The organism is Sulfitobacter aestuariivivens (assembly GCF_014763045.1).
In the GTDB taxonomy this organism is placed as follows: domain Bacteria; phylum Pseudomonadota; class Alphaproteobacteria; order Rhodobacterales; family Rhodobacteraceae; genus Sulfitobacter; species Sulfitobacter aestuariivivens.
This window is the reverse complement of record NZ_JACTAG010000002.1, coordinates 556,898-579,225: the sequence shown is the minus strand read 5'-3', so window position 1 is coordinate 579,225 and position 22,328 is coordinate 556,898. Positions and strand designations below refer to the sequence as shown.

Here is a 22,328-nt window from a genome sequence, read left to right as displayed (position 1 = left end):
TTTCTTTGTGCCGAGGCAAGGGAAGATGCGGCAATCATCCGCCGTTCTGCGGTCTGGATAGTCAATCGGGGCGAAAAGCGGTGACTCCCAGTTGACCCCGGGGTATGTTCGCGCGAAACGCCTGCAGAGCGTCTAAGGGCAGCGGCAATGATCAACCTCAACAGTCTACGCACGCGACATACGCGGTTTCTGAATCTGTGGCACGCACGGGCGGCGACGCGCACGCGCGCGCAGGTCACCGGCTTTGTTTCGCAGCCCGAACCGCGTACCATCGGGTCTTTTGCGCGCGGGCGGCAGCTGATTGCGGGGAACTACCTTTTTGCCGGAACCTTGCTGCACGAACCCGGCAAGGCATTGTGGGATCTTGAGACGCCAGATGCGGCGTACCGTGCAGAGTTGCATGGCTTTGCCTGGCTGGATGATCTGGCCGCTGTCGGAGATGTGCCGGCACGTCACAAGGCGCAGGACTGGCTTTGGGGTTGGATCGAAGCCTACGGCAAGGGGCGCGGCCCCGGGTGGACACCTGATTTGACAGGGCGGCGGCTGATCCGGTGGATCAACCACGCGATCTTTGTGTTGCGCGGGGTTGAATCGGATCAAAGTCACGCCTTCTATCGATCCTTGGTGCAGCAGACGCAGTTTTTGTCCCGGCGCTGGCGCGGGGCGGCCCCCGGTCTGCCCCGATTCGAGGCGTTGACGGGCCTGATCTATGCCGGGCTGTCGCTGGAGGGGCAGGAGGATCTGGCCGATCCCGCGATCAATGCGCTGGCCCGCGAATGTGTTTTGCAAGTGGATGATCAGGGTGGTCTGCCCACGCGCAACCCCGAAGAATTGCTGGATGTCTTTACTTTGCTGACCTGGGCTGCTGCGGCGTTGAGTGATGCGGGCCGCACACCACCTGATGCGCATCTGAGCGCTATTGAACGGATTGCGCCCACGTTGCGCAGCCTGCGCCATTCCGATGGGTCGCTGGCGCGGTTCCATGGTGGCGGGCGCGGGGTAGAAGGCTGGCTGGATCATGCGCTTGCGGCATCGGGGGTGCGGACCGCGCAGCCTGATGGCTTGGCGATGGGCTATGCGCGCCTGTCGGCGGGGCGCACCAGCATTATTATTGACGCGGCCCCGCCACCTGTCGGGGCGGCGTCGGGTAACGCGCATGCCTCGACGCTGGCGTTTGAGGTGACATCGGGGCGGCGTCCGCTGATTGTCAATTGCGGGTCGGGCGCGTCTTTTGGGCTGGATTGGCGTCGCGCGGGGCGCGCGACACCGTCACATTCGGCGCTGTCGCTGGGCGGCTATTCCAGCGCACGGCTGGATGAGGCGGATGCGGATACCGGTCTGGAGGCGCTGATTGGCGGGCCGGACCATGTGCCGGTCGAGATCAGCCATGCCTCTGACGGGATGCGGTTTCAGGGCGGGCATAACGGCTATGTCCCAAGCCATGGATTGACCCATGCCCGCACGCTGGAGTTGACCCATGACGGTCGCGGGCTGGCGGGGGAAGACATGCTGCTTGCCATGGAAGACGCCGACAAGCGGCGATTTGACAGTGCGCTGGATGCAGGTCAGCTGAAAGGTATCCGGTTCGAGATCAGGTTCCATCTGCATCCGGACGTGGATGCCACGCTGGATCTGGGTGGCGCGGCTGTTTCGATGGCGTTGAAAAGCGGTGAGGTCTGGGTGTTCCGGCATGATGGAGCGCACAGCCTGACATTTGAGCCGGGGGTCTATCTTGAGACCACGCGTCTGAAACCGCGCGGTGCGCAGCAGATCGTTTTGACCGGAATGGCCTTTACTTACGCGACACGGATCAGGTGGTCCTTGTCCAAGGCGCAGGAAACTGCGATTGGCGTGCGGGATTTGTCGATGGACGAACCCTTCGTCGAAGAAGTCTAACACCAAAGGACCTGCCATGCCTGACCTCGCCCCCGTAAAGCGCGCCCTGTTATCTGTCTCCGACAAGACCGGGTTGGTTGATCTGGGCAAGGCGCTGGTGGGGCATGGGGTTGAACTGCTGAGCACCGGTGGCACCGCCAAAGCACTACGCGATGCGGGGCTCGAGGTCAGGGATGTTGCCGAGGTCACCGGCTTTCCGGAGATGATGGATGGCCGGGTCAAAACGCTGCACCCGGTGGTGCATGGCGGGCTGTTGGCCTTGCGCGACAATGACGATCACGTGGCATCGATGACCGAGCATGACATTGGCGGGATCGATCTGGTCGTTGTGAACCTGTACCCGTTCGAAGAGACCGTCGCCAAGGGCGCGGCCTATGACGAGGTAATTGAAAATATCGATATTGGCGGGCCTGCGATGATCCGCTCGGCGGCAAAGAACCATGGGTTTGTCAACGTGATTGTCGACACCGAGGACTATGCGCCCTTTGTCGAGGAACTGGCCGCCAACAGCGGCCAGACTACCTACGCCCTGCGTCAGCGGTTGGCGCAAACAGCTTATGCCCGGACCGCAGCCTATGACACGGCGGTCAGCACATGGATGGCTGCCGCAGTCGGCGGCACACCGCGCCGCCGCAGCTTTGGCGGGACGCTGGCCCAGACCCTGCGCTACGGCGAAAACCCACATCAGCAGGCGGCGTTCTATACTGATGGCTTGGGCGCGCCAGGATTGGCCACGGCCACCCAGCATCAGGGCAAGGAGCTGTCGTACAACAACATCAACGACACGGATGCAGCTTTTGCCCTGATCAGTGAGTTTGCGCCGGCCGATGGACCGGCTTGCGCGATCATCAAGCACGCCAATCCCTGCGGGGTGGCCACGGGGGCTACGCTGGCGCAGGCCTATTCGCGGGCTTTTGATTGTGACCGTACGTCGGCTTTTGGCGGGATCATCGCGCTGAACCAGCCCTTGGATGGCGAGACCGCGGAGGCAATCAGCGGCATCTTTACGGAAGTTGTGATCGCACCCGGTGCCGATGACGATGCGCGCGCGGTCTTTGCCGCCAAGAAGAACCTGCGCCTGCTGACGACCACGGGCCTTGCAGACCCCGCAGCCGCGTCGCTTGCTGTGCGGCAGGTCGCGGGCGGTTGGCTGGTGCAGGACCGCGATGTGGGACGGATTACGGCGGATGATCTGAAGGTCGTCACCAAAAAACAGCCCACGGATCAGGAAATGTCCGATCTGCTTTTTGCCTGGACGGTGGCAAAACACGTGAAATCGAACGCGATCATTTATGTCAAAGATGGTGCGACAGTGGGTGTGGGCGCGGGCCAGATGAGCCGCGTGGACAGCACGCGCATCGCGGCCCGCAAAGCACAGGACATGGCGGATGTGATGGGCTTGCCCGCGCCGCTGACCCAAGGATCTGTCGTGGCCTCTGACGCGTTTTTCCCCTTTGCCGATGGCCTGATCACGGCAGCAGAAGCCGGGGCCACAGCCTTGATCCAACCCGGCGGGTCAATGCGCGACGACGACGTAATTGCAGCGGCAGATGAGGCCGGACTTGCCATGGTCTTTACCGGCATGCGGCACTTCAGGCATTAGGGGCGGGGGATGCGCGCCTTTGGCCTCTCTGCCCTTGTGGCGTTTCTGATCGATCAGATCAGCAAATATGTGGTGATCCATATGTGGGGCCTGCGCGCGGGAAATCCGATGGACGTGTTGCCGCCATGGCTGAATTTCATTTACGGCGAAAACTGCGGGATCAACTTTGGCTTGTTTGGCGAATGCTCAGAGGCGAGCCGGTGGATTTTGATTGGTTTGGCTGTGGTTATCTGCGGCGCAGTGACGATCTGGCTTTATCGGTCGCAGCAGGGCTGGCTGGCCCACGTCAGCGCGGGCTTGCTGGTGGGCGGCGCGCTGGCGAATGTGCTGGATCGGCTGGCTTATGGCTATGTACTTGATTTCCTGAATAACTCTCTGCCGGGCTGGAACAATCCCTTTGTGTACAACATCGCCGACATCTTTGTCTTTGCCGGCGCGATCGGGTTGATCTTCTTTGCAAAGGATCAAAAACCGGCGCCCAAAAAACGGCAGTGACATTGCCACCCGCCCTGCGATATCAAAGGGGCAGACCCAGTGGAGCAGACCGATGCGTCTTATTGTTCTTTTGACCCTTGCCTCGTTTGCCGTGACGGCCTGCGCCAACAAGGGGCTGCGCCAGTTGCAACCGACGTCAAAGGGGCCGGATGAATTTCTGGTCGCTCCGGTCAAACCACTGGAAGAGCCTGCGGATTACGCCACACTGCCACCTCCGACACCCGGTCAGGGCAATCTGACAGACAGATCGGCACTGAACGAGGGGGTCGTGGCCTTTGGCGGGCAGCCGCAAAGCGCCAATGCGCCCGTACCTGCCAGCGATGGTGCCCTGGTTAACCACGTGCGCCGTAATGGCGTGAGTGCAGGTATCCGGGAGGTTCTGGCGGAAGAAGACGCGGCCTTCCGCAAGCGCAAGGCGCGGTTCACGCAGTTCCGTGTCGTGCCGGTTGACCGCTATAATCAGGCGTATCGGCGCCAGGCGCTTGACCCGCAGTTCGAGAACGCGCGCTGGCGCCGGGCTGGTGCCCGCACCCCGTCCGCGCCGCCGCCCCCGCGCAGACGGTTGCAGTAGCGCCGTCACGGGGTGAGCGACTGGCAGGATTGCCGTTTCTAATCAGAGTAACTTGCAGGCAAGCGATGTGGTCGCCTGACCTGTTCGTGCATCGGAAGCTAAGGAAAATCACCGTTCCGACCCGCACTTCATTTTTCAATGAAGCGCTTGGTGGAGCATAGCGGGATCGAACCGCTGACCTCCTGCATGCCATGCAGGCGCTCTCCCAGCTGAGCTAATGCCCCATTAAGCCGATGGCTGATGGTGGCGCGGTATTAGGCGCATGCGGGGGCGGGATCAAGGGAAAAGTGCGGGCCCGCCCCAGCGATTTCATGTGTGGCGATCAGGTGTCATCGTCGTCAGATGCGACGTCTGCGATCTCTTCCAGCGGGACCGTATCATCATCATCATCGTCGTCGTCCAGGATATCGTCATCGAGATCCACGTCGACATCGTCGTCATCTTCCAGAACGGCATCCTCTTCGTCGCCCTTCTTGGCCTTTGCCTTGGCAGAGGCCGCGTCTTCGGCGTCGGCGGCGATCATGCGCGACTTGGAGGCGTCCACCTCCAACACTTCACCCGTGTAGGGGCTGACGATCGGGTCCTTGTTGAGGTCGTAGAAGCGTTTGCCGGTGGTGGGGCACAGGCGCTTGGTTCCCCATTCTTCGTTGGGCATGGCACACCCTTTCTTGAATTTGCGGTTGGGTTCAGCGGTTGGCTAGATGATTCCGGCCAAGTGCCATATGAAATAGGCAGTGTCAAAGGCTTATGCCATGGGTGCCTGACTGATGAGCGATGTTTACCTGCCCGGTGATCCTCCGATCCCGCTGATTTTGCGCCGGTCCACGCGCGCGCGGCGCATATCTTTGCGGATTTCGCAGCTGGATGGGCGTGTCACGCTCAGCATGCCTGCGCGACTGGCAGAGCATGAAGCGCTGGAATTCGCCCGCTCAAAGGAGGGGTGGATTCGCAACCATCTGGATGCGCGGGGCGCGGATATTGAAGTGGGTCTTGGGGCGGAAGTGCCAGTGGGTGGCAAGATGCTGAAGGTCCTGCCCGGTGCGGGGCGGCGAGTTGTGCTGGGGGCGGACCACGTTGAAGTGCCCGGCCCTGCAGACCGGGTGTCAGCGCGACTGGGTGCCTACCTGAAAGAGGTCGCACGGGACCGTCTGGCAGGGGCCTGTGACGACTACGCAGCGCGGCTGGGCAAGAGGTATCACCGGATCACCATGCGGGACACGCGGTCGCGCTGGGGATCGTGTACCAGTGATGGTGGATTGATGTTTTCGTGGCGGCTGATCATGACGCCGCCCGAGGTGCTGGATTACGTCGCGGCCCACGAGGTGGCGCATTTGGCAGAGATGAACCATTCGGCGGCATTCTGGGCCGGGGTCGAGCAGATCTATGGACCCTACAAGGCGCCCCGCAAATGGCTGCGGGACCACGGTTCGGGCCTGCATCGCTTTAAGTTCTGAGCTTTGCGTCTGGGGCGCGCTTAGCTGGCTGTGGTGGGGTAGATAAAGCCCTTGATCGGATACATCCGGCCGTAGCTGCCCGGCTGGCTTTCCAGTTTGACCTGGCTCCAGTCGCCCTTGGGCGAGATGTCGATGACGCTCATTTTCAGGGACACCTGATTGCGGCGCCAGTTGGCGTGATCCACCTTGATCTCACGATCCGAGATGATTTGAGACACCACGGCGACATGACCGCGGGGATTTTTGGATGTGGCTTTCCACGTCATCACCGATCCGACAGCGGGCTTGTTCCCGCGTGCGTAAAGACCATCGGCCTGTCCCCACCACGTGTTAGCATTGCCGCGGATCTGGACGCCGCTGGCGTCACGCGCAAAGGGCACGCACCACACACGCTGGCCGCGCGCATGTTTCGCGGCGACCTCGCGCAGGGCAAGCGCCTGCATTTCAGGGTCGATTTGCAGAGATGACAGCGTGTCGAATTCCGCTTTCGGGGCGGCGCAAGCTGTCAAGGCGGCCAACGCAGCGATGCTGAGCACCGCGCGACCTGCACGATAAATGTTCATAATGTCCCTCAAGTCTGTCCCAACCGTCCCTTGACCCCCTCTTGCCCGGAGGTCACGTCGTGTCTTTTAATCAAATGCGTGGCAATGCAAAGACACGCTGTGCCGGGTGGCAGAAATTTGCTTACGCGCGTAAACTTTTGTAGCCCGATGCGCGTCCTGCGGGAGACGGATTGACCTTAGATCTCTTTGTGATCACAAACGGGCTCATGAATTTGACCCAACGCCCCATCGAAGGCCCTCCGCTGGCCCATGACCGCGTCTACCGGCGGCTGCGCAACCGTATTATGCATGGGGATCTGCCCCCCGGTTATGCGCTGACACTCAGAGGTATTGGCAAGAGCTATGAGGTGTCGATGACGCCCGCGCGTGAGGCGGTGCGACGTCTGGCGGCCGAGGGCGCGCTGACCATGTCGTCCTCGGGGCGCATATCGACACCCGAACTGAGCAATGAACGTATTGAGGAACTGGCCGCATTGCGCGCGCTGATTGAGGTCGAGCTTGCCAGTCGTGCGTTGCCACGGGCGCATCTGGCGTTGATTGAGCGGTTGCAGACCATCAACAACGCGGTCGGAGAGGCTGTCGCGCAACGCGATGCGGTCAGCTATATCCGGGCCAATCTGGAATTTCACCGCACGCTTTATTTGCGCGCACAGGCGCCTGCGATGCTTGCCATGGCAGAGACGGTCTGGCTGCAGATGGGGCCCACGATGCGGGCGCTTTACGGGCGGCTCAGACGGACCGAGCCGCCGCAATTTCATCGTCTGATCATCGCGGCCCTGCGGGCTGGCGATGAACCTGGACTGCGGCTGGCGGTCCGGTCGGATGTTACGCAAGGGTTGCGAATGTTGGCAAGTTAGCCTGCGACACCTGCCGGAACAGGTTTCGCCGGCGACCAGTGTGTGCCTGAGGATACGACACAGCTGATCCCGTCGGCACGGCTGAGCAGGACGGTGTAGGTGCCCGTGTCCTTGGAGGTGAAAATTTCCATCAGGGCATTTTCGTTTTGCAGGCCACGTGCAGTAAGTGTTTCATTGTAATGGTCATTTAGCCGCTCGACCATGGCATCGCGGGGGGCGCAGGCCATGGCAAAGGAAGGCGGTGCCAGTGCCGCCATGCCAAAGACCAGCGCAAGGGAGAAGAGGCGTTTATACATGAGATCATCCTTTCCGTTTGAAGGCGGGAGGATGGTCAGAGGGTCGGGCATCCTCCGTTTGTATCTAATATGTATGTTCGCACCCGCGCCGATTCAAATCACAGCCTGTCGCCGGAAGGTGATCGGCGCGTGATCTTGACCTGATGGCAGAACGCTGTGCAGTGTGGCGCACATGACAAAGACCTTCGATATCGCTCTTTATTGTCGCGCGCTTTAGCTCGCGGCCCCTTTCCCATTTCAACATGCAAAGGCCGCGCAGGCGCGGTGCTGCGTGCTGGCGCGGGGACAACATGACACATCACCTTGTACGACGCGCAAAAGCGTCCGATCTGCCCGAAATCCTTGATATGGTGCACGCGCTTGCTGCGCATCACGGGGATACAGCGGCGGTAACCTTGAATGACCTGCGCCGTGACCTGATGGGCGATCACCCCTGGGTCATCGCATTGGTGGCTTCAGGCGATGACGGATTGGCCGGGTATGCGGTGCTGTGCCCTTTGGTACAGATGCAATACGGCGTTCGGGGGATGGATATGCACCACCTTTTTGTCCAAGCCTCGGCGCGCGGGTGCGGCTTGGGACAGGCATTGGTCGAGGGATGCAAGTCTGAGGTTCAGTCGTTGGGCTGCCGGTACATGGTCGTCGGGACGCATCCCGAGAATGCAGCGGCAGGGGCGTTTTACCGCGCTGCGGGTTTTGACGATATGCCGCCGCCGGGGCCGCGTTTCAGGATCAGGCTTTGAGGGGGCAGCGCTCAGGCGGCCAATCCCTTGCCGCCCATGTCGAGGTATTTCGCCCGGCGGTCTTTGACCAGCGCTGCGCCGTCCTTGCCGTCCAGTTCGCCCAGCATGTCGGCAATCGCCCTGCCGACGGCTTTGAGGGTTGCGTCGCTGCCGCGATGTGCGCCGCCCTTGGGTTCTGAGATGATCCGGTCAATCACGCCAAGGCGCATGAGGTCTTCTGCGGTCAGGCGCATGGCCTGGGCTGCTTCGCGCATCTTCTCCGCGTCTTTCCACAAGATCGATGCGCAGCCTTCAGGCGTGATCACGGAATAGACGGAGTGTTCAAGCATCGCGACGCGGTTCGCCGTGGCAAAGGCCACCGCGCCACCAGAGCCGCCTTCGCCGATAATAACGCTGATCAGGGGCACGCCGATTTGCAAGCATTTCTCAGTTGAGCGGGCAATCGCTTCGGACTGGCCGCGTTCTTCAGCACCTTTGCCGGGGTAGGCACCCGGCGTGTCGACCAGGGTGATCACGGGCAGGCCAAAACGCCCTGCAAGTTCCATCAGTCGGACTGCCTTGCGGTATCCTTCTGGCCGGGCCATGCCAAAGTTGCGTTCGATGCGCGATTTGGTGTCGTTGCCCTTTTCATGACCGATTACCATCACCGGTGTGTCGTTAAAGCGCGCAAGACCGCCCATGACAGCCAGATCGTCGGCAAAGTTCCGATCCCCGGCAAGGGGCGTATATTCGCTGAACAGCGCTTCGATATAGTCCTTGCAATGCGGGCGCTCGGGGTGGCGTGCCACCTGGCATTTGCGCCAGGGTGTCAGGTCTGCGTAAAGCTCACCCAGCAGCTTGTCGGCCTTGTCATCAAGCGCCTTGGCTTCGGCGGTGATGTCCATTTCCTCGTTCGAGCGGGCCAGCGCACGCAGTTCTTCCGCCTTGCCTTCGATCTCGGCCAGGGGTTTTTCGAAATCCAGATATTGCGTCATTGAATGCTCCGCCGTTTCAAAGGGATATATGGCGGTCATTTTCGTGCATTGCAACGAATGTGCGACAGGTGGGTCTCTTCAAAGCTGCAGGATCGGGTAAAGCGAGGCCACCAGCAGGATGGCCATCGTCCAGTTGAACAGGCTCAGGCGGCGCGAACTTGTCAGTATGCGCGCCATCTGCTGGCCGAGGACGGTCCACACCGACACCGAGGGCAGGTTGACGGACGAAAAGACGACGCAGGCCAGCAAAAGCGAAAGCCAGCCGCTGTTGCCGACGTATACGGTGATCGCGGTCAGTGCCATCGCCCATGCCTTGGGGTTGACCCACTGAAAGGCCACAGCCTGCAGGAAAGTCAGTGGCGTGCCGGTGGCGTCGCGCTCCTGCACCGGACCTGCGTGCGCGATTTTCCATGCCAGCCACAGCATGTACGCCACGGCGAGCACCTTGAGAACGGTGTAGATGACCGAATAGAGATCAAAGAGTTGCACCAGCCCCAGACCTGCAGACAGCATTAGCACCAAAAAACCGATGGAAATGCCCAGCATATGCGGGATCGACCGCCGAAAGCCGAAATTCGCGCCCGAGGCCATCAGCATCAGGTTATTCGGCCCCGGTGTCAGCGAGCTGGCGAGGGCAAAGAGGGCAAGCGCAAAGAGGGTATCGGGTGACATGCGCAATAATTGACAGATGGGTGGCGCCATGTCATTGCGTTGTGTGTTAGGATTTGGGATACATTGCAATATATGAGCGATCTTGATCAAATATCCGACAGAATATTGCAAGAGCTGACTCGCGATGGTCGGATCAGCAACATCGAGTTGGCAGAGCGTGTGGGGCTATCGCCGTCGGCCTGTCTGCGCCGGGTGCAGGAGTTGGAGCGCCGCGGCATCATTCAGGGCTATCGCGCTGTGCTGGATCGCACCGCCCTTGGGGCGGGATTTGTCGCCTATGTGGGCGTCGGGCTGAGTGATCATTCAAAAACCTCGCAAGAAGCTTTTGAACGCGCGCTGGATGACGCGCCAGAGGTGGTCGAATGCCACAACATCACGGGTAATATCGAGTACCTGTTGCGGGTCGAATGTGCAGATCTCAAGGCGTACAAGCATTTTCACACCGATATGTTGGGCGCGTTGCCGCAGGTAAATGCGATAACGTCTTATGTGGTGATGGGGTCGCCGAAGGATGCGCGGGCCTGAGCATGCAAAGTTGTGGGCAGGGGCACGCTCAGGCGGGTTTTACAATATCCTCGCCCAGCTCTTCTCCGGCGCGCAGGGCCGCCAGTTCGGCTTCGAGGCGGGGTTGCATGTTTTCCACCAGATCGCGAACCCGGTTTACGTAGTCTTCGTTCTCGTGCGGGGCGACGCCGACGCGGTGGGTATCCGCCACCGCAAGCATGGCCCGCCGGTCGTAGGCGTTGAAGTGGTCAATCATGTTTGCGGCGCGATCTTCGGGCACGCCAAGCGCTTCATACGCGGAGCGGCCCATGCGCAGAGATGAATCGTAGGTTTCGCGGATGATGTCACGGCATCCCAGCGCCCAAAGGTCATAGACATGGTCGCGGTCACGGGCGCGGGCCTGCACGTGTACGTTTGGATAGTGGCTGCAGACGTGCTTGACCAGCTCGCTAATCTTTTCGCGGTCGTCGATCGCAACAACCAGCATGTCTGCCTCGGCAATGCCTGCGGCATGCAGCAGGTCGGGCCGGGTGGCATCGCCGTAATAGGTGGAAAAGCCAAAGCGTTCGGCAATCATCAGGCGGCGGCTGTCATAGTCGATCAGAGTGGTCTCAAACCCGGCCGCGCGCAGGATGCGGTCGACCATGCCGCCGACACGACCGGCCCCCGCGATGATGATCTTGCGACCCTGCGGCATCTCGTCGGCCTCGCGGTCTTCGCTGTCTGCGAAGCGGGGCGCGATGACCCTGTCATAGAGGATGAAGAGCGCCGGGGTCAGCAGCATCGACAAGGCCACGACAAGCAACAGGATGTCGGCCAGGGCAGACGGAATGACCTGATTGGCGACCGTAAAGGACAGCAGCACAAACCCGAACTCGCCCGCCTGGGCCAGTCCCAGCGCGAAGAGCCACTTGTTGGCGCCGCGCAGCTTGAAGATGAGCGCAAGGATCAGCAACACACCGGCCTTGAGCAGGATCAGGCCAAAGGTAAGCGCCAGAATCATGGCGAGATTGTCCAGCAGGAGGGCAAAGTTGATGCCTGCCCCCACCGTCATGAAAAAGAGCCCCAGCAGCAGGCCCTTGAAGGGGTCGATGTCGCTTTCCAGCTCGTGCCGGTACGCGGAGTTGGCCAGCACCACACCGGCCAGGAACGTGCCCAGTGCGGGGGACAGGCCAACGAGGCTCATCAGCAGGGCAATGCCGATCACCATCATCAACGCAGCGGCGGTGAACATCTCGCGCAAGCGGGCCGCGCCGATAAAGCGGAAAACGGGTGTGGTCAGGACAGAGCCGCCCACCACCACAAAGCCGATTGCCCCCAGTGTGACGAGGGCGGTCTGCCAGGCGTTCAGTCCGTCGACAAGGCTGATTCCGCTGCCGTGATCGGCGTCGGTGCCATGGTCTGCATCGCCATGCGCGGCCTCGGCATGACTGGCCTCGGCATGGGTTGGTGCACCATGTGTTGCCGTGTCAGAAGCGAGTTCCATCAGGTCGGGCATGGCCAGAAGCGGGATCAGCGCCAGCATGGGGATCACCGCGATGTCCTGCGTCAACAGCACAGAGAAAGACGATTGCCCGCCGTCCGACTTCATCAGCCCCTTTTCGTTCAGCGTCTGCAGGACGATTGCCGTTGAGGAGAGTGCCAGCACCAGCCCCACGGCCAGTGCGATTGTCCAGGGTTGCCCCAGCATCAGGGCGACACCCATCACGGCCAGCGTTGTCAGGGCAACCTGACCCCCGCCCAGGCCCAGCAGGCGCATCCGCATGTCCCAGAGCATCTTGGGTTCCAGTTCCAGGCCCACGAGAAACAGCATCATCACAACGCCGAATTCCGCAAAGTGCTGAATGGCGATGACGTCTACGCCCAGCACCGCCAGAATGGGTGAGATCACGATCCCGGCGATCAGATAGCCCAGAACCGACCCCAGACCCAGCCGGGTGGCGATGGGCACGGCGATGACGCCTGCAATCAGGAAAATGAAGGCAAGTAGGAGAAAGTCGGTCATGCTGCGGCCCTTTGATTTGACCGCAGCTTACGCAAGGAAGGGATAAAGGGGAATGCAGGCTGGCCCCTGATGGGCCAGCGCCCTTTTCAGCCGCCCGCGATCATTTCGGACTGGCGCACGATCACCTCGGCCTGCTTGATCGAAGCGATATCGACAAGGCGTCCTTTGTAGACTGTTGCGCCTTCGCCCTTTGCCTTGGCCTCTTCCATGGCGGCCAAAATTTCGCGCGCTTCCGCGACGGCGTCGTCAGAGGGGGTGAATACCTCGTTTGCAATGGCGATCTGCTTGGGGTGGATGGCCCATTTGCCGACCATGCCCAGCGTCGCCGACCGGCGTGCCTGCGCGCGAAAGCCGTCATCATCGGAGAAATCTCCGAAGGGACCATCGACGGGCAGGACCCCGTGGGTGCGGCACGCGGCGACGATGGCGGCCTGCGCCCAGTGCCAAGGGTCAGACCAGTGCTGCACGCCGTCACGCAGCATGTAGTAATTTTCCTGCGTGCCGCCGATGCCTGTTGTCTGCATGCCCATGGAGGCGGCAAAGTCGGCAGCGCCCAGGCTCATGGCCTGCAGGCGCGGCGAGGCAGCGGCGATTTCTTCCACGTGGGCAATGCCTGCAGCGCTTTCGATAATGACTTCGAACGCAACAGGTTTGGTGCGTCCCTTGGCGGCTTCAATGGCCGTGACCAGCGCGTCGACAGCATAAATATCAGCCGCACAGCCCACTTTGGGGATCATGATCTGATCAAGCCGGTCGCCAGCCTGTTCCAGCACATCAACCACATCGCGGTACCAGTAGGGCGTGTCCAACCCGTTGATCCGCACGGACAGCCATTTGCTGCCCCAGTCAACGTCGGAGATGGCGGTGATCACATTGGCGCGGGCGGCGTCCTTGTCGGTGGGGGCCACGCTGTCTTCTAGGTCGAGGTTGATCACATCGGCGTCCGAGGCGGCCATCTTGGCAAAGAGTTTGGTATTGGAGCCGGGACCGAAGAGCTGACACCGATTGGGGCGGGCGACGGGCGCGGGCTGCAGGCGGAAGGACATGGGCGGGCTCCTGACGGGGTAAGGATATTTCGTATTTGGTTGGCTGGGAGGTAGAATATTGCGCGGCATGCTGCAAGTGCGAAAGGCTGCCGGCGGATCGTTTGAGGTGAACGATGGGCTCCGCCTGTGTTGCTGCTGCGACGTACGTCGCCAACGACGGGAAGCAAGCGCTGCGCGATAATCTTGCAAGAAGTTTAAGCTGCGCGGGAAATTCTTGCGTGTTCAGCCTTGGCTACATCGTTTACGCAATTGAGTTGCGCCGGAATTCGATCAATATGCGCCGAATCCATTTCTGCCGGAGTATCTGCCATGATCGAGACACCATATCTTTTGTTTTTGGGCGATGCGCCCGATATGCTGGCGGCCAAGGTCGCCATTGGCATCCGTGATTGGCGGCCAGATCATGCGGTGGGCCAGATCAGCCTGCCGGGCTGCGGCGCGGATCTTGGGCTGACCGAGATGTCGCTGGCGGAAGGCAAGGCGGCGGGTGCCAAGACTTTGGTGATCGGTGTGGCCAACCGGGGCGGCATCATCTCGCAGGCGTGGAAAGAGGTGCTGATCGAAGCGCTGGGGATGGGGTATGATCTGGCCTCTGGTCTGCATAACCTGCTGCGCGATGAGGGCGATCTGGTCGCGGCCAGCCAGGTCAATGGCGGCACGCTGCATGACGTGCGGGTGCCGAATGTGGATTACCCCATTGCCAACGGCAAAAAGCGCAGCGGCAAGCGGGTACTGGCCGTGGGCACCGATTGTTCGGTGGGCAAGATGTATACCGCCATGGCACTGGATGATGCGATGCGTGCCAAGGGCATGAACAGCACCTTCCGCGCCACGGGGCAGACCGGCATCCTGATCACCGGTTCAGGCGTGCCGCTGGATGCGGTGATTGCGGATTTCATGGCCGGGGCGGTTGAGTATCTGACACCGGATAACGAGCCGGATCACTGGGATATCATTGAAGGGCAGGGAAGCCTGTTTCACGTCAGCTATTCCGGTGTGACAATGGCGCTGATTCATGGGGGCCAGCCTGATGCCCTGATCATCTGCCACGAGCCCACGCGCACGCATATGCGCGGTTTGCCCGAGTACACGCCGCCGTCGATGGAGGCGGTCCGCGATATGGCCCTGACGCTGGCGCGGGTGGCAAACCCTGCCTGCGAGGTCGTGGGTATTTCGATCAACACGCAGCATATGTCGGAAGACGAAGCCAAGGCGTATCTGGAAAAGGTCGAAGCTCAGATGGGCCTGCCTGCGGTTGATCCTTACCGCCATGGGGCGGAGCGTCTGGCGGACGCACTGGCTGCACTTTGACGGCAGTGCGCGTGGCCCGGGTTGGCATGAGTTTACAGGAAAGATGAAGGTGCGGCGATGCGCATAGAAGTGACGGCGGATACGTTTCGACTGGCGCAGGTTTTCACCATTTCGAGGGGATCGAGGACCGAAGCGAAGGTTCTGACGGTGCGGATCACGGAAGGGGACGTGACCGGCTGGGGCGAATGTGTGCCTTATGCGCGGTATGGCGAGACGCTGGAGAGCGTTACGACGCAGGTTGAGGGATTAAGCGGGGTGCTGACCCGCGAAGGCTTGTATGATCTGTTGCCAGCCGGCGCAGCGCGCAATGCGGTGGACTGTGCTTTGTGGGATCTGGAGGCCAAGCGTGCAGGCAAACGGGTGTGGGAGTTGGCCGGGTTGGCCAAGCCGGGCCCTGAAATCACCGCCTATACCCTGTCGCTGGCAGAGCCTGCCGAAATGCAGGCGCAGGCGGCCAAGAACGCATATCGGCCCCTGCTCAAGATCAAGCTGGGCACACCTGATGACATGGCGCGGCTTGAGGCTGTGCGTGCGGGTGCGCCCGATAGCACGATCATCGTGGATGCCAACGAAGGCTGGACGGCGGAAATCTATGCCGATCTGGCACCCCATCTTGTGCGGTTGGGCGTGGCACTGGTGGAACAGCCTGTTCCGGCCGGGGAAGATGATGTGTTGCTTGGGCTTGAGCGCCCGCTGCCGGTCTGTGCCGATGAGAGCGCGCACGACACCAGCACCCTGGCCCGGCTGAAGGGCAAGTACGACGTTGTGAACGTCAAGCTCGACAAGACCGGGGGTCTGACAGAGGCGCTGCGTTTGCGGACGGCAGCGCTGGCTGAGGGGTTTGACGTGATGGTGGGGTGCATGGTGGGGTCATCCTTGGCGATGGCACCTGCGACGCTGGTGGCGCAGGGTGCCAGGGTGGTGGATCTGGATGGGCCGCTGTTGCTTGCCGAGGACCGTGATCCGCCGTTGACATTTGATGCGGCAGGGGTGCATCCGCCTGCTGCGGAACTTTGGGGATAATGACATGCGGACAGTCTATGTGAACGGCGCCTACCTGCCGGAGAATGAGGCGACTATTTCGATCTTTGATCGCGGTTTCCTGATGGCGGACGGGGTTTATGAAGTGACCTCGGTTCTGGATGGCAAGCTGATCGATTTCGAGGGGCATGCGCGTCGCCTCAGCCGGTCGCTGAATGAATTGGACATGGCCAATCCGATTTCCAAGGACGATCTGCTTGAGGTGCATCGCGAGCTGGTGCGCATCAATGAGATCGAAGAGGGGCTTGTCTATCTGCAGGTCACGCGTGGTTCTGACGGCGATCGGGATTTCGCGTTTCCTGCCGAAGACACGCCGCCCACCATCGTGCTGTTTACCCAGAACAAGCCGGGCCTTGCGGACAGCCCTGCGGCCAGGAAGGGGGCCAAGATCATTTCGATCGAAGACATTCGCTGGGGGCGGCGGGATATCAAGACGGTGCAATTGCTGTATCCGTCAATGGGAAAGATGATGGCCAAGAAGGCCGGCTGTGATGACGCCTGGATGGTCGAGGATGGCTTTGTCACCGAAGGGACGTCGAACAACGCCTATATCGTGAAGGGCAACAAGATCATCACCCGCGCGCTGTCCAATGACATCCTGCATGGGATTACCCGCGCTGCTGTCCTGCGGTTTGCCAAGGAAGCGCAGATGGAGGTCGAAGAACGCAACTTTACCATAGACGAGGCCAAGGAGGCGGATGAGGCATTCACCACGTCTGCGAGTGCGTTTGTCATGCCCGTGGTAGAGATTGACGGCACCGCGCTGGGGGATGGTACGCCGGGCCGTGTGGCCCCCCGCCTGCGTGAGATCTATCTTGATGAGATGCGCAAGGCTGCTGTGTGAGCGTCTGGCACGGCGACCGCACGATCACCCGTTCGGGCATGCAGGCCGCGGTGGGTCAGGAACTTGGCCTGTCAGGCTGGTTCGTGATCGATCAGGCCCGCATTGATGCCTTTGCGGATGTAACCGAGGATCATCAGTTCATCCACGTCGACCCGGTGCGGGCATCGGAAACGGCCTTTGGCGGGACGGTCGCGCATGGGATGCTGACGCTCTCGATGATGAGCGGTATGGCCTATGGAGCGCTGCCCGTGATGGAGGGGATGAGTGCGTCGGTCAACTACGGGTTCGACAAGGTGCGGTTCATTTCCCCGGTCGAATCAGGCGCGCGGATCCGGGGGCGGTTTGCGTTGGAAGAGGCAGTGGAGCGGGGCCGCGACAGCCTGATGTGTCGATTGAGTGCGGTGGTAGAGATTGAGCGGGCAGCGCGGCCTGCGCTGACTGCGGATTGGTTAATATTGTATGTGTTTTGACATGCGCTAGAGGGCCTTTTTGCGGACGAGGGAGCACTGTGTTTGCCGGTTGAAAGTCTGCTATCAGAAGCCGCCACTATACCTTGGTTGCGCGAGCCACCAAAAAGGGCCAGCGCATCATGATCCCTTCAGCGTCCCGGAAAGCCTCTGCGCCAGTTCTGATATCGTTGATGATTGCCTGCTTGGCTTCGGGTAGTTGTGCATCAATTAGCATAGGTGCACGGACAATTCCCTTGTAAAGCAAATCGATCAAGTCGTCTCCGGTCTGGCCGCGCCAGATGGCAACCTGTTTTTCAAATGTAGTGGAGCTGAAACCGGAAGCCCTCAGGACGGTGTCTGCCTCTTCGACCAGTGCAAATCGAAAAGGTGGCGGAGCCGGTGGCAGATCGACGTCCATCGTGCCGTGACTGTTGATTGCTGTCATCAGCAGGCCCATCATGTCCCAGCCTTCATCAGGGGGAAGCCAAGCAGTGTAAGAATATGTACCGCCGGGCTTAAGCACACGCGCGGCCTCCAAAATGGCACTATCTGGTTCACCGATATGCCACAGCCCAAAGGCACAGGTCACTGCATCAAAACTTGCGTCTTCGAAGTTAAGTTTCTCAGCATCACCAACTTCGAAATTCGCTAATGGCACACGTGCCCGCGCGATTTCAATCATCGGTTCGGCAAAATCTACGCCCGTTACTTGTGCTCCGCGCTGCGCAGCGGCTTCGGCCAGATCCCCTGTGCCGCAACAGACGTCAATTAGGCGAAGCTCGGAGATATTCCCCAAGCCCTCAATTAATGGTTCGATCGCCTGTCGAGTTACTCCCGCGAAATGATCATTGTAGAAACGGGCTTTTTCTGCCCACCCTTGGTGTTCCAATTCCTTGAAGCTCGCCATTTGACCCCCGCTTATCTTGGTGTGAATTAGACTACACTAAGAGAAGTGTTCGGCCAAAAGATGCATGAGCGGTCGTTCGAGATCATCGCAGCATTCGGGAATATTGGGCTCAGATTGGCTGCTTGGGGCAACTGGTGTGACTGTCGGGTTTACAGTTCATAGCCCGCGCAAAATATGCTGTCGAAATGAACTCAGCAGCAGGGCCTGCCCAATTCACTGATCTGAAGTGACCTCAGTTGCGCCTAGCAAATTGAGTGCCTAAGGGCGACGTTCAGATCAGGAAGTCAAAACCCGGGTCGACATTGATCACAATGGCGCCTGCAGATTCGAGGTCGGCCAGGCTGGCGGTAATGCCTGCTAGTGTGATTTCTGAAGGTCCGAAGTAATCCGGGGCGGCATAGGTCAGCACGGTAAACCCATCGTCGTTAGTGTAAGAACCAACGGTCATGTCTTCGTTGGACAAAAAGGCAATGATGTCTTCGCTGACATTAAAATCGACGATGACATCTGCGCCGTCCCCGACACCGGGGTCATCATAGACGGATGTGTCGCCTGGAACAGGTGGGTTTGGTTCCACGATGCCGTCGGCAATACGCAGGAAAATGAAGGTATCGCTGCCAGAGCCGCCCTCAAGCGTGTCATTGTCCAGACCGCCATAAAGCGTATCATCGCCAGCGCCTCCGGAAAGCGCGTCATGGCCTTGGGCACCCGAAAAGTTGTCCGCGCCCGCTCCACCGGTCATCATGTCATTGAAGTTTGAGCCAATAACTCGCTGGATGTTGGTCAGGGTGTCGGTCTCAAACAGTCCGGGCGCAATTTCGTTCGTGGAGGTGTAGGACCCCGCGCCTGTTGCGTTCAAGGTGATGCCGTCGACAGTGACCACGTTTGGGTCAGACGACAAAGGAATATCACCGCCAATGTCGGTAAACTCTGCTGTGTTGTACCCTGATCCGCCATCAATCAGATCATTGCCGAGGCCGCCCACCAAAACGTCGTCTCCGTCGCCGCCATTTAGAACGTCATTTTCGTGGCCACCAAAAAGCTCGTCGTGATCATCGCCGCCGTTCAGGGTATCGTTTCCACCGCCGCCGAAGAGGCGGTCGTTGCCGCTGCCGCCGTCCAGCAGGTCGTCACCCTCTTCCGCAAACAAGAAGTCGTTTCCGCCATTTCCGATCAGGGTGTCATTGCCCTGTCTGCCGAGAATGGTGTCATCGATGTCGGATCCCGCAAGCAAATTATCCTTGCGGTTGCCCTTGATGCTGCCTCCATCGGACGAGCCTCCGTCGCCGGAATTTCCGTTACCCTTCTTGCCACCCTTTGCCATGTTCTGATCCGTTTCAATTTGTGAGACAGGAGCTCAAAGGTAGCACAAGTTGGCTGAGGTGCCGAATCTATAGCGCGTTGATGGACTTTTTGTGTTGTCAGGATGGACAATCGATGAGAGGCGCCGGGCGCTGTTTCCGCTGCTTGAAACGCGAGGCGATTGGTCAAAGCCTTCGCCTGACCGACAGAATCAACCGCGAGGGCCTTTCCGCAAGTTTGAACTATGCCTGCATCGCGCAGGTCTATAGCATTTCCAAAGGGCATTTGGGGGGGGCTGGGCTTGGACAGGTTTGAAACCGACTACTTGATCATAGGCGCGGGCGCGTCGGGTCTGTCATTTGCAGACACGCTGCTTGATGAAACGGACGCGCATATCACGCTGGTAGATCGGCGGGACAAGGCAGGCGGTCATTGGAATGATGCCTATCCTTTTGTCAGGCTTCATCAGCCCTCTTCCTATTATGGGGTCGCGTCCCGCGATCTGGGCCGTGGCGCGATCGATACATCCGGTCTGAACAAGGGTTTCGAAGAGCTTGCGTCGGGCCTGGAAGTGGCCGCCTATTTTCATGCTGTGATGCAAGACCGATTGCTGCAATCTGGTCGCGTGCGCTTTTTGCCCATGTCAGAGCATCTGGGCGATGGCGAGGTCAGGCATCTGCTTTCGGGGAAAGCCACCCAGATTGATGTGCGCCATCGCCTCGTTAATGCCGGGTTGCTTGAGAACGGCATTCCTCTGACACACGAACGACGGTTCCGCGTGGCTGATGACGTGGTTTGCATCCCTCCAAACGCTCTGCCGCACATGGCGCGTCTGCACGATCAGTTTACTGTTCTGGGCGCAGGCAAGACCGCGATGGACAGCGTTCTATGGTTGCTGGAAAGTGGTGCGGATGCGAGCCAGATCCGCTGGGTGGTGCCGCGTGATCCGTGGATGATCAACCGTGTATTCTCTCAGCCAAGCGGTGCGTTCTACCACGAAAGCTTTGGCGGCACGATGCGCCAGATGGAGGCTGTCATGGATGCGACATCCGTTGATGATCTGGCTGACAGGATGGAAGCCGCAAACCTGTGGATGCGCCTTGATCCATCCGTCCGGCCCGTCATCATGCATGGGCCGACAGTCTCGATGGCCGAACTTGGCCGTCTTCGCGAAGTCCGAGACATTGTGCGATTGGGCCATGTTGAAAGCATAGAGCCTGGAGCAATGAACCTTGTTGGCGGAACGTGCCCTGCGCGACCCAAGACGCTGTACATTGACTGTACCGCGCGGGCCCTTGGCCATACGGATACCTGGCCCGTTTTTCAGGAGGATCAGATTGTGCTGCAAATGATCCGCCTCTATCAGCCCACGTTCAGCGCGGCGTTGATTGCGAAGATCGAGACAAGTTTTGACACCATCAAAGAGAAAAACGCGCTTGCTGCGCCGGTGCCGATGACAGACACGGTTCAGACCTGGGTCGTTTCGCAACTTGTCAATGCAACAAACCAGTTCGCCTGGTCCCAGCATCCGGACATCAAGAACTGGATCACCCATTGCCGTCTTGATGGCTTTGGTCGCGCAAGTCGGGAGGTGGATCGGACGGACCCGACGATCAAGAAAATCTATGACCGTATCAAGGAAGTGTCGTTTCCAGCCTTCGCCAACATGCAAAAGCTTGCCACGGCCTAGGGCCTCTTACTGACGCCCGCCTGCCGCGTGGCGGCCCTAATCCTTGCCGACGTTCTGCTCAAAAGCGGTTTTGAACGCTTCTTTTTGCGCATCGCCAGAGTCGGTCTGATGGTTTTCTTTCCATTCCGCCATGGTCATGCCGTAGAACAGCTCGCGGGCTTCTTCCTTGCCGATCTCGATGCCTTTGTCTGCGGCGGCTTCGGCGTACCAGCGGCTGAGGCAGTTGCGGCAGAACCCGGCGAGGTTCATCAGGTCGATGTTCTGCACATCCGTGCGGTCCTGCATCAGGTGTTTTTGCAGGCGGCGAAAGGCGGCGGCTTGCAGTTCAATCTCTGTCTGTGTGGGCATCGGGGTCTCCTTTGCAGCTATAGCTGTGCCTCGGACAGTACGGTTTCAAGGATCGGGGCCAGCCGGGCCGCCCATGCGTGCTGTCCTGACGCATCCGCGATCAGATCGTTGCGCAATTCAATCAGCACATTCGGACGACCCTTCTGGAGCGCGTGGCGGTCGACTGCGTCGCCGGGCAAGTGGCCTGAGTAGGGCTCGTTGTCGCCAACGGTCAGATCGGGTTCGGTCTGCAATCGCGTGATCAGTGGCCGCGCAAGCCGTGCGTCGCCTGCATAGAGCACGCCGATCTGCCACGGACGTGCAGGGCGGCCGACGAGTTGTGGTGTAAAGCTGTGGATTGACAGGATCACCGCACCGTCGCGCGCGGCAAGCGGCGCGAGGGCGGCGTGGTAGGGGCGGTAACACAGATCGAGGCGGCGTTCGCGTTCTGCCGTATCAGCGCAAGCGTTTGCGGGGATGATCGTACCGTCATAAAGCCGCATCAGAAGTGTCGGGTCGTCTTCGCCGCGATTGGGGTCGATCACGAGGCGCGAGAAATTTGACAGTATCACCGGACTGTCCAGATGCGCCGCGAGCGCGCGTGCCACGCCGGCAGCGCCAATGTCATATGCGATGTGGCGCGCCATATCTGCCGTGTCCAGACCCAGCGTGCCGCCGTTCACATCAGGGGGCACTGTGTTGGCCGCATGATCGCAGGTCACGAGCCAACGACCGGGGCGGTCGGCCCCGTCGATATGATATGGCACGAATGTCATAT

The 22,328-nt window shown here is 60.1% G+C and carries 24 protein-coding genes and 1 tRNA gene; 13 read left to right on the top strand and 12 right to left on the bottom strand.

Translation table 11 applies throughout. The annotated features are described in order from the left end of the window. Window positions 1–147: 147 nt before the first annotated feature. Genes H9Q16_RS12700 through H9Q16_RS12685 form a run of 4 tightly spaced genes read left to right on the top strand, consistent with a single transcriptional unit; the run spans window position 148 to window position 4,565 of the window. Complete coding sequence (locus H9Q16_RS12700) at window positions 148–1,896, top strand: heparinase II/III family protein (protein WP_191075800.1); 1,749 nt, start codon at window positions 148–150, stop codon at window positions 1,894–1,896. 16 nt (window positions 1,897–1,912) lie between these two features. After that, a complete protein-coding gene (purH, locus tag H9Q16_RS12695; RefSeq protein WP_191075799.1) occupies window positions 1,913–3,499 on the top strand; it encodes a bifunctional phosphoribosylaminoimidazolecarboxamide formyltransferase/IMP cyclohydrolase in 1,587 nt (528 codons plus the stop codon). Between the two features lie 9 nt (window positions 3,500–3,508). Continuing rightward, window positions 3,509–3,994, top strand: coding sequence for a signal peptidase II (lspA, locus tag H9Q16_RS12690; RefSeq protein ID WP_191075798.1), 486 nt, complete (start codon window positions 3,509–3,511; stop codon window positions 3,992–3,994). 52 nt (window positions 3,995–4,046) lie between these two features. Continuing rightward, window positions 4,047–4,565: a DUF3035 domain-containing protein gene (locus H9Q16_RS12685; protein ID WP_191075797.1), complete on the top strand. Its 519-nt coding sequence runs from the start codon at window positions 4,047–4,049 to the stop codon at window positions 4,563–4,565. 148 nt (window positions 4,566–4,713) lie between these two features. On the opposite strand, the gene H9Q16_RS12680 is transcribed toward H9Q16_RS12685, so the two are convergent. Then, window positions 4,714–4,789, bottom strand: a tRNA-Ala gene (locus H9Q16_RS12680). A gap of 98 nt (window positions 4,790–4,887) precedes the next feature. Beyond that, on the bottom strand, window positions 4,888–5,220 hold the full coding sequence (locus H9Q16_RS12675) for a TIGR02300 family protein (RefSeq protein ID WP_191075796.1): 333 nt from the start codon (window positions 5,218–5,220) through the stop codon (window positions 4,888–4,890). Between the two features lie 112 nt (window positions 5,221–5,332). Here H9Q16_RS12675 and H9Q16_RS12670 point away from each other — a divergent pair, with 112 nt between their 5' ends. Next, entirely contained in the window at window positions 5,333–6,019 is a 687-nt protein-coding gene (locus H9Q16_RS12670; RefSeq protein ID WP_191075795.1) for a M48 family metallopeptidase, read from the top strand. A gap of 20 nt (window positions 6,020–6,039) precedes the next feature. Here H9Q16_RS12670 and H9Q16_RS12665 read toward each other — a convergent pair whose 3' ends face one another. Next, complete coding sequence (locus H9Q16_RS12665; protein WP_191075794.1) at window positions 6,040–6,582, bottom strand: CHAP domain-containing protein; 543 nt, start codon at window positions 6,580–6,582, stop codon at window positions 6,040–6,042. Window positions 6,583–6,788: 206 nt separating this feature from the next. On the opposite strand from H9Q16_RS12665, the gene H9Q16_RS12660 reads away from it, so the two are divergent. Beyond that, window positions 6,789–7,439: a GntR family transcriptional regulator gene (locus tag H9Q16_RS12660; protein ID WP_191075793.1), complete on the top strand. Its 651-nt coding sequence runs from the start codon at window positions 6,789–6,791 to the stop codon at window positions 7,437–7,439. On the opposite strand, the gene H9Q16_RS12655 is transcribed toward H9Q16_RS12660, so the two are convergent. After that, a complete protein-coding gene (locus H9Q16_RS12655; RefSeq protein ID WP_191075792.1) occupies window positions 7,436–7,735 on the bottom strand; it encodes a hypothetical protein in 300 nt (99 codons plus the stop codon). The genes H9Q16_RS12660 and H9Q16_RS12655 overlap by 4 nt on opposite strands. Window positions 7,736–8,025: 290 nt before the next feature. Here H9Q16_RS12655 and H9Q16_RS12650 point away from each other — a divergent pair, with 290 nt between their 5' ends. After that, window positions 8,026–8,478, top strand: coding sequence for a GNAT family N-acetyltransferase (locus H9Q16_RS12650; protein ID WP_191075791.1), 453 nt, complete (start codon window positions 8,026–8,028; stop codon window positions 8,476–8,478). Window positions 8,479–8,489: 11 nt separating this feature from the next. Here the strand turns inward: H9Q16_RS12650 and H9Q16_RS12645 are convergent, their stop codons facing one another. Both H9Q16_RS12645 and H9Q16_RS12640 read right to left on the bottom strand, forming a co-directional pair. Beyond that, window positions 8,490–9,452, bottom strand: coding sequence for an acetyl-CoA carboxylase carboxyltransferase subunit alpha (locus tag H9Q16_RS12645; RefSeq protein ID WP_191075790.1), 963 nt, complete (start codon window positions 9,450–9,452; stop codon window positions 8,490–8,492). Between the two features lie 78 nt (window positions 9,453–9,530). Beyond that, complete coding sequence (locus H9Q16_RS12640) at window positions 9,531–10,124, bottom strand: LysE family translocator (RefSeq protein ID WP_191075789.1); 594 nt, start codon at window positions 10,122–10,124, stop codon at window positions 9,531–9,533. Window positions 10,125–10,196: 72 nt separating this feature from the next. Between H9Q16_RS12640 and H9Q16_RS12635 the strand changes: the two genes are divergently transcribed. Beyond that, window positions 10,197–10,649 (top strand): Lrp/AsnC family transcriptional regulator, encoded by a 453-nt coding sequence (locus tag H9Q16_RS12635; protein ID WP_191075788.1) that lies wholly within the window; start codon window positions 10,197–10,199, stop codon window positions 10,647–10,649. A gap of 28 nt (window positions 10,650–10,677) precedes the next feature. Here H9Q16_RS12635 and H9Q16_RS12630 read toward each other — a convergent pair whose 3' ends face one another. Next, entirely contained in the window at window positions 10,678–12,633 is a 1,956-nt protein-coding gene (locus H9Q16_RS12630) for a cation:proton antiporter domain-containing protein (protein WP_191075787.1), read from the bottom strand. 86 nt (window positions 12,634–12,719) lie between these two features. After that, window positions 12,720–13,679 carry an L-malyl-CoA/beta-methylmalyl-CoA lyase gene (locus tag H9Q16_RS12625; RefSeq protein ID WP_191075786.1) on the bottom strand — a complete coding sequence of 320 codons (960 nt, stop codon included), beginning with the start codon at window positions 13,677–13,679 and terminating at the stop codon, window positions 12,720–12,722. Between the two features lie 309 nt (window positions 13,680–13,988). Here H9Q16_RS12625 and dgcN point away from each other — a divergent pair, with 309 nt between their 5' ends. Genes dgcN through H9Q16_RS12605 form a run of 4 tightly spaced genes read left to right on the top strand, consistent with a single transcriptional unit; the run spans window position 13,989 to window position 17,345 of the window. Next, window positions 13,989–14,990 carry an N-acetyltransferase DgcN gene (gene dgcN, locus H9Q16_RS12620; protein WP_191075785.1) on the top strand — a complete coding sequence of 334 codons (1,002 nt, stop codon included), beginning with the start codon at window positions 13,989–13,991 and terminating at the stop codon, window positions 14,988–14,990. Between the two features lie 57 nt (window positions 14,991–15,047). Continuing rightward, entirely contained in the window at window positions 15,048–16,013 is a 966-nt protein-coding gene (gene dgcA, locus H9Q16_RS12615; protein WP_191075784.1) for an N-acetyl-D-Glu racemase DgcA, read from the top strand. A 4-nt stretch (window positions 16,014–16,017) separates the two neighbouring features. Next, the gene (locus tag H9Q16_RS12610; protein ID WP_191075783.1) at window positions 16,018–16,875 is read left to right on the top strand and encodes a D-amino-acid transaminase; all 858 of its coding nucleotides are present in this window, start codon (window positions 16,018–16,020) and stop codon (window positions 16,873–16,875) included. Further along, the gene (locus tag H9Q16_RS12605; protein WP_343067842.1) at window positions 16,872–17,345 is read left to right on the top strand and encodes a MaoC family dehydratase; all 474 of its coding nucleotides are present in this window, start codon (window positions 16,872–16,874) and stop codon (window positions 17,343–17,345) included. Before H9Q16_RS12610 ends, H9Q16_RS12605 begins: the two co-directional genes overlap by 4 nt. 76 nt (window positions 17,346–17,421) lie before the next feature. Here H9Q16_RS12605 and H9Q16_RS12600 read toward each other — a convergent pair whose 3' ends face one another. Both H9Q16_RS12600 and H9Q16_RS12595 read right to left on the bottom strand, forming a co-directional pair. Next, window positions 17,422–18,231: a class I SAM-dependent methyltransferase gene (locus tag H9Q16_RS12600; protein WP_191075782.1), complete on the bottom strand. Its 810-nt coding sequence runs from the start codon at window positions 18,229–18,231 to the stop codon at window positions 17,422–17,424. A gap of 271 nt (window positions 18,232–18,502) precedes the next feature. Beyond that, complete coding sequence (locus H9Q16_RS12595; RefSeq protein WP_191075781.1) at window positions 18,503–19,555, bottom strand: calcium-binding protein; 1,053 nt, start codon at window positions 19,553–19,555, stop codon at window positions 18,503–18,505. Between the two features lie 279 nt (window positions 19,556–19,834). Between H9Q16_RS12595 and H9Q16_RS12590 the strand changes: the two genes are divergently transcribed. Next, complete coding sequence (locus tag H9Q16_RS12590; protein ID WP_191075780.1) at window positions 19,835–21,223, top strand: NAD(P)-binding protein; 1,389 nt, start codon at window positions 19,835–19,837, stop codon at window positions 21,221–21,223. A gap of 36 nt (window positions 21,224–21,259) precedes the next feature. On the opposite strand, the gene H9Q16_RS12585 is transcribed toward H9Q16_RS12590, so the two are convergent. Together H9Q16_RS12585 and H9Q16_RS12580 are read right to left on the bottom strand one after the other, a co-directional pair. Next, a complete protein-coding gene (locus H9Q16_RS12585; protein ID WP_191075779.1) occupies window positions 21,260–21,571 on the bottom strand; it encodes a DUF1244 domain-containing protein in 312 nt (103 codons plus the stop codon). Between the two features lie 17 nt (window positions 21,572–21,588). After that, a complete protein-coding gene (locus H9Q16_RS12580; protein ID WP_191075778.1) occupies window positions 21,589–22,326 on the bottom strand; it encodes an N-formylglutamate amidohydrolase in 738 nt (245 codons plus the stop codon). Window positions 22,327–22,328 lie beyond the last annotated feature (2 nt).

Excerpts from the sequence above, each read along its gene's own strand:
- H9Q16_RS12700 (WP_191075800.1), top strand. The coding sequence starts at position 148 with ATGATCAACCTCAACAGTCTACGCACGCGACATACGCGGTTTCTGAAT.
- purH (WP_191075799.1), top strand. The coding sequence starts at position 1,913 with ATGCCTGACCTCGCCCCCGTAAAGCGCGCCCTGTTATCTGTCTCCGAC.
- lspA (WP_191075798.1), top strand. The coding sequence starts at position 3,509 with ATGCGCGCCTTTGGCCTCTCTGCCCTTGTGGCGTTTCTGATCGATCAG.
- H9Q16_RS12685 (WP_191075797.1), top strand. The coding sequence starts at position 4,047 with ATGCGTCTTATTGTTCTTTTGACCCTTGCCTCGTTTGCCGTGACGGCC.
- H9Q16_RS12675 (WP_191075796.1), bottom strand. The coding sequence starts at position 5,220 with ATGCCCAACGAAGAATGGGGAACCAAGCGCCTGTGCCCCACCACCGGC.
- H9Q16_RS12670 (WP_191075795.1), top strand. The coding sequence starts at position 5,333 with ATGAGCGATGTTTACCTGCCCGGTGATCCTCCGATCCCGCTGATTTTG.
- H9Q16_RS12665 (WP_191075794.1), bottom strand. The coding sequence starts at position 6,582 with ATGAACATTTATCGTGCAGGTCGCGCGGTGCTCAGCATCGCTGCGTTG.
- H9Q16_RS12660 (WP_191075793.1), top strand. The coding sequence starts at position 6,789 with ATGAATTTGACCCAACGCCCCATCGAAGGCCCTCCGCTGGCCCATGAC.
- H9Q16_RS12655 (WP_191075792.1), bottom strand. The coding sequence starts at position 7,735 with ATGTATAAACGCCTCTTCTCCCTTGCGCTGGTCTTTGGCATGGCGGCA.
- H9Q16_RS12650 (WP_191075791.1), top strand. The coding sequence starts at position 8,026 with ATGACACATCACCTTGTACGACGCGCAAAAGCGTCCGATCTGCCCGAA.
- H9Q16_RS12645 (WP_191075790.1), bottom strand. The coding sequence starts at position 9,452 with ATGACGCAATATCTGGATTTCGAAAAACCCCTGGCCGAGATCGAAGGC.
- H9Q16_RS12640 (WP_191075789.1), bottom strand. The coding sequence starts at position 10,124 with ATGTCACCCGATACCCTCTTTGCGCTTGCCCTCTTTGCCCTCGCCAGC.
- H9Q16_RS12635 (WP_191075788.1), top strand. The coding sequence starts at position 10,197 with ATGAGCGATCTTGATCAAATATCCGACAGAATATTGCAAGAGCTGACT.
- H9Q16_RS12630 (WP_191075787.1), bottom strand. The coding sequence starts at position 12,633 with ATGACCGACTTTCTCCTACTTGCCTTCATTTTCCTGATTGCAGGCGTC.
- H9Q16_RS12625 (WP_191075786.1), bottom strand. The coding sequence starts at position 13,679 with ATGTCCTTCCGCCTGCAGCCCGCGCCCGTCGCCCGCCCCAATCGGTGT.
- dgcN (WP_191075785.1), top strand. The coding sequence starts at position 13,989 with ATGATCGAGACACCATATCTTTTGTTTTTGGGCGATGCGCCCGATATG.
- dgcA (WP_191075784.1), top strand. The coding sequence starts at position 15,048 with ATGCGCATAGAAGTGACGGCGGATACGTTTCGACTGGCGCAGGTTTTC.
- H9Q16_RS12610 (WP_191075783.1), top strand. The coding sequence starts at position 16,018 with ATGCGGACAGTCTATGTGAACGGCGCCTACCTGCCGGAGAATGAGGCG.
- H9Q16_RS12600 (WP_191075782.1), bottom strand. The coding sequence starts at position 18,231 with ATGGCGAGCTTCAAGGAATTGGAACACCAAGGGTGGGCAGAAAAAGCC.
- H9Q16_RS12595 (WP_191075781.1), bottom strand. The coding sequence starts at position 19,555 with ATGGCAAAGGGTGGCAAGAAGGGTAACGGAAATTCCGGCGACGGAGGC.
- H9Q16_RS12585 (WP_191075779.1), bottom strand. The coding sequence starts at position 21,571 with ATGCCCACACAGACAGAGATTGAACTGCAAGCCGCCGCCTTTCGCCGC.
- H9Q16_RS12580 (WP_191075778.1), bottom strand. The coding sequence starts at position 22,326 with ATGACATTCGTGCCATATCATATCGACGGGGCCGACCGCCCCGGTCGT.